We start from the raw sequence: 7,972 nt of genomic DNA on the forward strand, positions 1-7,972 counted from the left end.
GCAAGTCATCCTCTGAGAGACAGCGTTTTAGCTCCATCTGCATCATGGTTTGCCGTCCCAAGGCACATAGGCAAGACTGTTGGCGCATGGTTAGGGTGCGTGGGTTGTAGTCCATGACACTCAGTGTACCGATCGCTAAGCCTTCTGGGTTAATCAGAGGAATCCCAGCATAGAAGCGAATCTGAGGCGCAAGTGCCCACCAAGGACTAGCCTGAAAGCGCTCATCCTGCAATACATCTGGAATTATCAGTAGCCCTGCTTGTTGAATGGTGTAATGCGAGAAGCTATGCTCACGTGGAATGTCGCTAATGGAGATGCCAATGCTAGATTTAATCCAGACGCGATCTAAGTCCACAAGGGTAACCAAGGCGATTGGCACAGCACATAGTTCAGCCGTCAACATTGTCAAGTCATCTAGGGCAGAGTCATTGATAGAGCCTGCTGTAGAGTAGCTCCGGAGTGCTTTTAACCTGAGAGCTTCATGCTCGTCAGATGGATACTGCATATGACTAGTCCCAACAATGCTTCCAACTACAGCCCTTGAATCTTACAGCAACTTCGTCAATGATGCTGCCTGCATACTAGCAATTCTAGAAGGTTATCCATGCTGATTTGTGATTGCTTAATTCCGGTTTAACTAATAGAACTAGCTCTCCAAACTATTGCTACAGATGGCTAGTAGCAAGAACTCAGGTTCTTACTGTGAACTAATAGGTTATGTAGCCGACTCTTGGAGAAATGATATAAGTCACGCTGTGAAGTGCTAGACTACAGCACTCACAGTCTATCACCAGTTGTTTAGTCAGGAAGTTGCTGACCTAACACAAAGCTTTAGGCGCAAAACTTTAGAGTTGAGCCTTCGTTACCGTTCCCAACCGTAATCTTCCTAGCTCAGCACTAGAGAGCCACTACTTAGGAATCAGTATTTTTAGTAACTAAAAGCACTGTTTTGATAGGGTTACGCTGGATAAATTCGGATGCGTCGGTTAGGTTCGTCGCCAAAGCTGTTTGAGCGCAAGTGATAATGCTCTACCAGTTCATGTTGCATCTTGCGAACACGAGCAGAGCGAGGTAATAGCTCAACAGGCTGCCCTTTAGGAATCACAATTTGTTCCACAGCTAACCTAGTTTCTTCTAAAGCTTCAATCTCATCCTCATCTCGGCCCTGATAGAGCAAGCTCAAATCATTGGCAGTCAGAGTTTCTGGTTCGTCAATATCCAATAGCCGCCGTAGAGTATGGGCAATTTGAGGAATTGTATTGGACTTCATCGTGTAGATAGGAAGCTGGCGAGTTTTAGCAAGTTGGCGAAGTTTGGCATGGTTTTTGACGTGGGAGCGCAAAGCAAGAACGGCATCTGCGCAGTCAATGTCTTTTGTGAGGGCAATGGGTAAATTTAAGGTGCGAATTACTTGGTCAAGATGATTACGGCTAACGCCATAGGGGTAGATGTGAAGAGGTAGGTCTTCTCCGTTGGGGCCAAACCCATGAGCTGGTAATGGACTAGCACTGTTGGATGCGAGATTTTCAGAGGTATCTGCTAATGCCAAATTAGCCTCGTCAGGCCCGCCTAGTGATGTCTCCAGTAACTCGGCGAAGTGCATTTCATCACTGGGTATGGTTGTAATGCTAGGTAGGTTGGTGTCTTTCTGGCTATGGCTGAACGTGGTTGACGATCGTCGGCGATCGTCTCGACCATGGGTTGATGGCAGCGGGATCATACGACCAGAAGTTCGCCATCCCGTAGGAGTAGGGGTTAGGCTAGCTTCAGGTTGCGGTGTAACCTCATAGGTAGTGATAATCTTGCCGTTCTCATCTACGGTGCGAATGGGGGGGTTAGGTTGTCGTCCCCGCAGCAAGTCATCGACCGTCTCTGCTACTTGCTCATGAATAACCCACTTCTGGCGCTCTAGCATTTCTACCGCAATGTCAAACGTTGGTGGTGCTTTTCGCTCAAGCACACTCTTTTGGCTACCTCGTCGCCGTGCTTCCTCGTCTCCCAGAGTTACGGACTGAATGCCGCCAATCAAATCACACAAGGTAGGGTTTTTAATCAAATTAGCAATACGGTTGCCATGGGCTGTACCTACTAGCTGCACGCCGCGCTCTGCGATCGTGCGAGCTGCCAGTGCTTCCAGTTCTGTGCCAATTTCATCAATCACGATTACCTCTGGCATGTGGTTTTCTACTGCTTCAACCATGACTTGGTGTTGCAGCTCTGGCTGAGCTACTTGCATACGGCGGGCACGTCCAATCGCTGGATGAGGAATATCGCCATCACCGGCAATTTCGTTAGAGGTATCAATAATCACAACTCGTTTGTTAAGATCATCGGCCAGCAGGCGGGCTATTTCTCTAAGTGCTGTCGTTTTACCGACACCAGGGCGGCCCAACATGAGAATGGAGCGTCCACTCTCTACTAGGTCACGAATGAGGCCGATCGTCCCAAACACTGCCCGCCCCACGCGGCACGTCAGGCCGATAATCGTACCCCGGCGATTACGAATAGCACTAATGCGATGTAGGGTGCGTTCAATGCCAGCTCGGTTGTCACCGCCAAAATCTCCTAGGCGATCAACACAATACTGCAAGTCTTCCTGGGTAATCGGTGTATCCAGCAAATATTCCGAGCCGTCAAAAAAACGGGCCTCTGGTTGTCGTCCTAAATCCATGACTACTTCCACGAGGCTATCTCGTCGCGGGTGCACCTCTAAGCGGGTGCGAATCGCATCAGGGAGAACGTCTAGCAGCTTGGACAAATCGTCGATCGTTTGCATAGGGTTAGTGTCTAAGGTGAATAATACCGGCCTAACAGCAACATCGAGCAGTCATTGCTAATCAACTGCTTACCACAGGAGACTGATGCTTTAGTTGCTTAACTAACGAGTGGGCAATCCTAACGGCTTCCCACAACAACTCAGGATAGGCTTCCAAGTGGGTTGAAGCTGGTTTAGACAGATGGATTGGTGTATCAACATAGGCATTGCTAGATAGGGGATAATGGTTTACTTGAACTATTCCAATGGCATCTAGTTTATCGAAGATAGGGGCAAGCAGTGACCTCAGATAACTGCCATAAGCGATGCCAGCGATATGAGCAGGAGATGATATTGGGTGGGTATTCTGCAATGCTGAAGGTGTAGCAGCACTAGGTTGGCTCTTTGTAATATCGGGCAGTAAGCCTAACTCTCGCAGCTTTTTGACAGTGTAGCCATTCGTGCCACCCGCTAGTTGGACATAGCCTGGTAACTTGGCTGCGAGTACCCGTTGTCCTAGCTGGATTGCGGCATGGGTTGTGCCATTACCAATATCGCCACTCATGGGTCGTCCATCGGTTTGCCAAATTAGAGGGCAGGGCAATGGAGCCATTACGGCATACAACGATCGCAAATAGTCCACTACTCCATCACCATCAGGGCAACTGATGGCTATCACCTTGAGATGGCCTACCCAGGGTAAAATTGCCTGCCATAGTCTACAGAATTCAACAAATCGGCCGGGTTGGGTGTGAATTTCCAGAGCATCCACACCTTCTAGCACTAGGGGGGCGATCGCCGATGGTGAGGTGACATAGGAGTAGGTGCTAATCCGCTCATAGGGGCACTGAGTTACACACCGACCGCAGCCATAACATCGGCTGGCAATAACTCCTTCCGTTAAGGTAGCCCTAGAGTGATATGCATAGCTAGAGGACTGGCTAGCAACTATTGCCTGGGTTGGGCAGATTGCTTCACAAGGTCGGGGACAATCAGGGGGGCAGGTAGCGGCATCAAATTGAGCCTTGCGAAAATGGGGATCTTCACCATCGTTTAGGCTAACCATGACCCAGGGAGACCCGTGGGTCTGAATGCCACGATCGCGGGCTTGCTCTAAAAATGATTGTGCAGCCTGTATCCCTTCCCAAGCAGCAAGAACCACCGCAGAATCAGCAGATACATCAATGCAGTCAACACCCGCTAATGTACAGGCCAGTGCTAAGTTTCGCACAATAGGGAGATGTTGAAAACTGGCTCCACAGATTAGCTTGAACCAGTGACCTGCTTGTAACGATCGTAGAGGATGGTACGTCCGATTCACCCGTTAATGTTGTTAATTAAGTTACGTTTAAGTGATCAGCAACTAGTGCGACAACCATCGTGCAATAATGCACTCAGGATTTAGTTGCAACTAAGCCAAGTTAATTAAGCCAAGTTAATTTAAGCAGTCTCGTGCACAACCTTGAGTGCAAGCTAACTTAAGTGCAAGCTAAGCGCATAGAGTGCAAACATAATTTATGCTACACGCTACTTATGCGTTGAGTGTGCTCGACATACGAGCAGGTAGTGCAGTCCACTGATCCCCAATATCTAATATGCCTGAATAGTAGACCTAGATTCAACCTTTTATGCAGAGGATTACAAATTTTTTATAAATCTCATCAACGTGACCACTGCATCTTTTATAGTTGGATTGCATTTTATAAACCACTCTTTACGTGGCATTAATCTGTTAATAGTTAGCGTTTAGGTAGCGTTTTTATTAGTGCATATATGGCTTACTTTTGGTTCAAGGCGTTCCACATCATCGGCGTTGTTGTTTGGTTCGCTGGTTTATTTTATCTGGTGCGTCTGTTTATCTACCATGTTGAGGCAGATCAACAACCAGAACCTGCTAGGGGTATTCTCAAAAGCCAGTACGAGCTGATGGAACGTCGGCTGTATGACATTATTACGACACCAGGCATGGTGATTACGGTGGCCATGGCTATAGGGTTGCTGTATACCCAACCAGACTGGCTTAAGCAGGGGTGGATGCACTTGAAGTTAGGCTTTGTAGTTGTGCTGCTTGGTTATCATTTCTACTGCCAACGTCTTATGAAACAGTTAGCGGCTGGAGAATGCCGCTGGGGTAGCAAGCAACTGCGGGCATTTAATGAAGCGCCAACTGTGTTGTTGTTGGTGATTGTATTGCTAGTCGTGTTCAAGAATAACTTGCCGTTGGATGTGACTACTGGTGTGGTAGCAGCTGCGATCGTGCTAATGGCGGTTACAATTCAACTTTATGCCCGTAAACGTCGCCTGGATCAAGAGCGTCTAGCTGCTGAGCTGTCAGAAATGTCTTCAGGGGCTGAAGGTTAGTAAAGTAAGCACTAGTAAGGTTTTGATTACCCTAGAGTAAGCTGTGATCCCCAAGCATCTTGGGGGATAAAGCCACGGTCAACTGGCAGGGGTGCAACGGCTGCGGTCAAGGTAAATTGACCAGATTCAATTTGTTGCTTCAGCGTTAACGCCACTTGTCGCGATAAGTAAAGACTAGCTAGCGGAGCAACTCGTACCGGTTTGTTGTCGATTATGATCCGTCCTGATTTTAACTGGGCATAGGTCACGAGGCCAAAGGTAGGGCGCACACGACGTGGAATAGAAAAATCGACAACTGGAGCAACTATATCCTGATCCTGTACTGCACAGTGAGCAACAACCTCTTCATAGAGAACTGGCAGAGGAATTCCAATGCCCAGCATTAGCGATGGCCCATAGTTTTTGAAATAGCATCCCCGCACCCATTGAGGAGACATTTGCTTGGCATCCCCAATCAAGGCTAGGGTGGCAGCAGGGCCGATCGGTGTGCGATTAGGCAACCGCTTCTGTAACGGAAAGTGTTGAGTGCCTTCCCACGCTACATAGCCAACGCCACCGCCTAAAAAAACTCGAGTGCCAATGCCAATTAGTTGCAAATCTGGATCATTTAACAGCGGTGAGAGAGCGCCGGGGTTAGCATACACAGCGTTGCCTAGATGAGGCTGTAATGGGCCGAGATAGGTAAATAGGGGTCGATCGCCACCATTGACACCCACAATGAAGTTTTGGTGCAGACTACGAGGATTAAATAAATAAAACTGATTAATGCTGTCCTTGGTGATGGTAGTTCGGAACGAATCACGGGGATAGCAATCTGTAGCATAGCCTACAGCTCGCAGTTGCACAGATTTACCTGCAATTAAGTCAGCAATAACATGGCCGCCACCCCGATCGCTACTATCATCAGTACCTTCTGCCACTTGGGTTGCACCCAAATATAAGTCCACTGCACCAAAGCCAGCATAGGCCAATACTCCATCAAGCCAACATTGTCGAATTTTAATGGGTGGATCCGTATGACCAAGATTAAGAATTGCTCCGGCTGATTCTACTGGTTCAAAGGTGCCTGTAGTAATCACATCTACGGTTTGAGCTACCTTGGTGATCCCCATATCAGCTACTCGTGCCTTTAGCTCTTCTACAGTCCAGACGACTGCTTGTCGGCGCACGATTTTATCGTTAATATCGGCTAAGGTTCGCATAGAACAAGTTGCATGGTCTAGTAAATTTGTATTCCTAGCCCCTAGCCCCTCCCTAGGATCTTCTAGGCAGCAGAGCTGTCCCAGTCAATGCAGAGAGTTACCATGCCACATCTCCAGGTTCTACTTGAAAACGAGACTCACAGGGGTTATGGAAAACACAAACAACATTAGGAACTAGCAAGCCACTGACGCTCTGGAGGAGATGGGGTGTTCAACATTCAGTAGCTATTGCCCAACCTATCAGGGGATGCTAGGTCGTAGACAGGGTGCGTCGCTTTGTCACCATGCGGAAGGCTTCGATGATATCCCCAACTTCCCATGCACTAAAGTTGTTGGAACCGATACCGCACTCATAACCAGTAGCTACTTCCTTTGCGTCTTCTTTCATCCGCTTTAGGGAATCTATGACACCTTCATAGATGATTTCCTTGTTCCGGTGAACTCGCATATTACAGTTGCGTGTGATTTTGCCAGACTGAACGTAGCAACCAGCAACAAATCCACGTCCTACAGGGAATACGGCTCGCACTTCTGCTTGACCCAAAGGCTCTTCCACCAGTTCCGGCTCCAGTAAGCCTTCCATAGCAGCCTGTACGTCATCCAACAACTTGTAAATGATGTTGTAGTCTCGAACATCAACTCCCAAATCGTCAGCAATTTGACGAACGCCGACTGCCATAGTTGTATTGAAGGCTAGAATTACAGCGGAACTTGCGGCTGCCAGATCAATGTCAGTCTGGGTAACTTCACCAGGAGCAGCCAGCAGCACCCGTAGTTGAATCTCATTCTGGGGTAGCTGTTGTAAAGCATTCAAGATAGCCTCAACTGAGCCTTGCACATCTGCTTTCAGAATAAGGTTCAGTTCCTTCAAGTCGCCTTCTTGAGCACGGGCAGACATAGCATTCAAGCTAATGCGGCGAGCCGCCATGGCCTGCTTCTGTAGACGCTCTTGGCGCTGTTTCTCTTCCATAGAGGCCACAACAGCTTTAGCATCCTTTTCGTCTGCATAAACCTGGAATTCATCTCCAGCGGCGGGCACACTATTAAGCCCCAACACTTCTACAGCAAAGGAGGGGCCTGCTTTCTCGACTCGTCTGCCAAGGTCATCTACCATGGCCCGAACTCGACCATAAGCAGAACCTGCAACTAGAATGTTGCCGACTTGCAACGTCCCATTTTGAACCAGCAGAGTAGCGACAGGGCCTCTAGCTCGATCGAGGTTCGCTTCAATGACGGTACCCCTTGCAGGACGATCGGGATTGGCGTGCAAGTCTTCTAGCTCAGCCACTAGCAAGATCATTTCTAGTAGGCTGTCCAAGTTTTCGCCCTTAATTGCGCTGACGGGCACCATAATGGTGTCACCACCCCATTCTTCGGGCACTAGACCATGTTCCGACAGTTCTTGTTTAACGCGGTCAGGGTTAGCACCTTCTTTGTCTACCTTATTGATGGCAACTATGATCGGCACTTTTGCTGCCCTAGCGTGACTAATTGCCTCGATCGTCTGAGGTTGAACTCCATCATCTGCCGCGACTACCAGGACAGCAATGTCTGTTACCCGTGCACCACGAGCACGCATTGCCGTGAATGCTTCGTGACCAGGTGTATCAAGGAAGACAACCTGCTGAATTTTGCCTTCGTGTTCAACGTCCAC

General features: G+C 48.5%; 6 protein-coding genes. 1 reads left to right on the forward strand and 5 read right to left on the reverse strand.

Going from position 1 to position 7,972, the window contains the following annotated elements:
* From NZ772_09415 to NZ772_09425, 3 genes are all read right to left on the reverse strand, one after another.
* Window positions 1-505 (reverse strand): GAF domain-containing protein (locus NZ772_09415; protein MCS6813771.1); only part of this gene is annotated, 505 nt, incomplete at its 3' end.
* Between the two features lie 453 nt (window positions 506-958).
* Window positions 959-2,776, reverse strand: coding sequence for an AAA family ATPase (locus NZ772_09420; GenBank protein MCS6813772.1), 1,818 nt, complete (start codon window positions 2,774-2,776; stop codon window positions 959-961).
* A 61-nt stretch (window positions 2,777-2,837) separates the two neighbouring features.
* Entirely contained in the window at window positions 2,838-4,076 is a 1,239-nt protein-coding gene (locus tag NZ772_09425) for a 4Fe-4S ferredoxin (GenBank protein MCS6813773.1), read from the reverse strand.
* Between the two features lie 452 nt (window positions 4,077-4,528).
* Between NZ772_09425 and hemJ the strand changes: the two genes are divergently transcribed.
* Window positions 4,529-5,116 carry a protoporphyrinogen oxidase HemJ gene (gene hemJ, locus NZ772_09430; GenBank protein MCS6813774.1) on the forward strand — a complete coding sequence of 196 codons (588 nt, stop codon included), beginning with the start codon at window positions 4,529-4,531 and terminating at the stop codon, window positions 5,114-5,116.
* A 26-nt stretch (window positions 5,117-5,142) separates the two neighbouring features.
* On the opposite strand, the gene NZ772_09435 is transcribed toward hemJ, so the two are convergent.
* Together NZ772_09435 and infB are read right to left on the reverse strand one after the other, a co-directional pair.
* On the reverse strand, window positions 5,143-6,318 hold the full coding sequence (locus NZ772_09435) for a homocysteine biosynthesis protein (GenBank protein MCS6813775.1): 1,176 nt from the start codon (window positions 6,316-6,318) through the stop codon (window positions 5,143-5,145).
* 250 nt (window positions 6,319-6,568) lie between these two features.
* Window positions 6,569-7,972, reverse strand: a 1,404-nt coding sequence (gene infB, locus NZ772_09440; protein ID MCS6813776.1) for a translation initiation factor IF-2, incomplete at its 5' end; no start/stop codon positions are given.

The sequence above is a fragment of the Cyanobacteriota bacterium genome (assembly GCA_025054735.1).
In the GTDB taxonomy this organism is placed as follows: Bacteria; Cyanobacteriota; Cyanobacteriia; order SKYG9; family SKYG9; genus SKYG9.

Excerpts from the sequence above, each read along its gene's own strand:
- NZ772_09420 (MCS6813772.1), bottom strand. The coding sequence starts at position 2,776 with ATGCAAACGATCGACGATTTGTCCAAGCTGCTAGACGTTCTCCCTGAT.
- hemJ (MCS6813774.1), top strand. The coding sequence starts at position 4,529 with ATGGCTTACTTTTGGTTCAAGGCGTTCCACATCATCGGCGTTGTTGTT.
- NZ772_09435 (MCS6813775.1), bottom strand. The coding sequence starts at position 6,318 with ATGCGAACCTTAGCCGATATTAACGATAAAATCGTGCGCCGACAAGCA.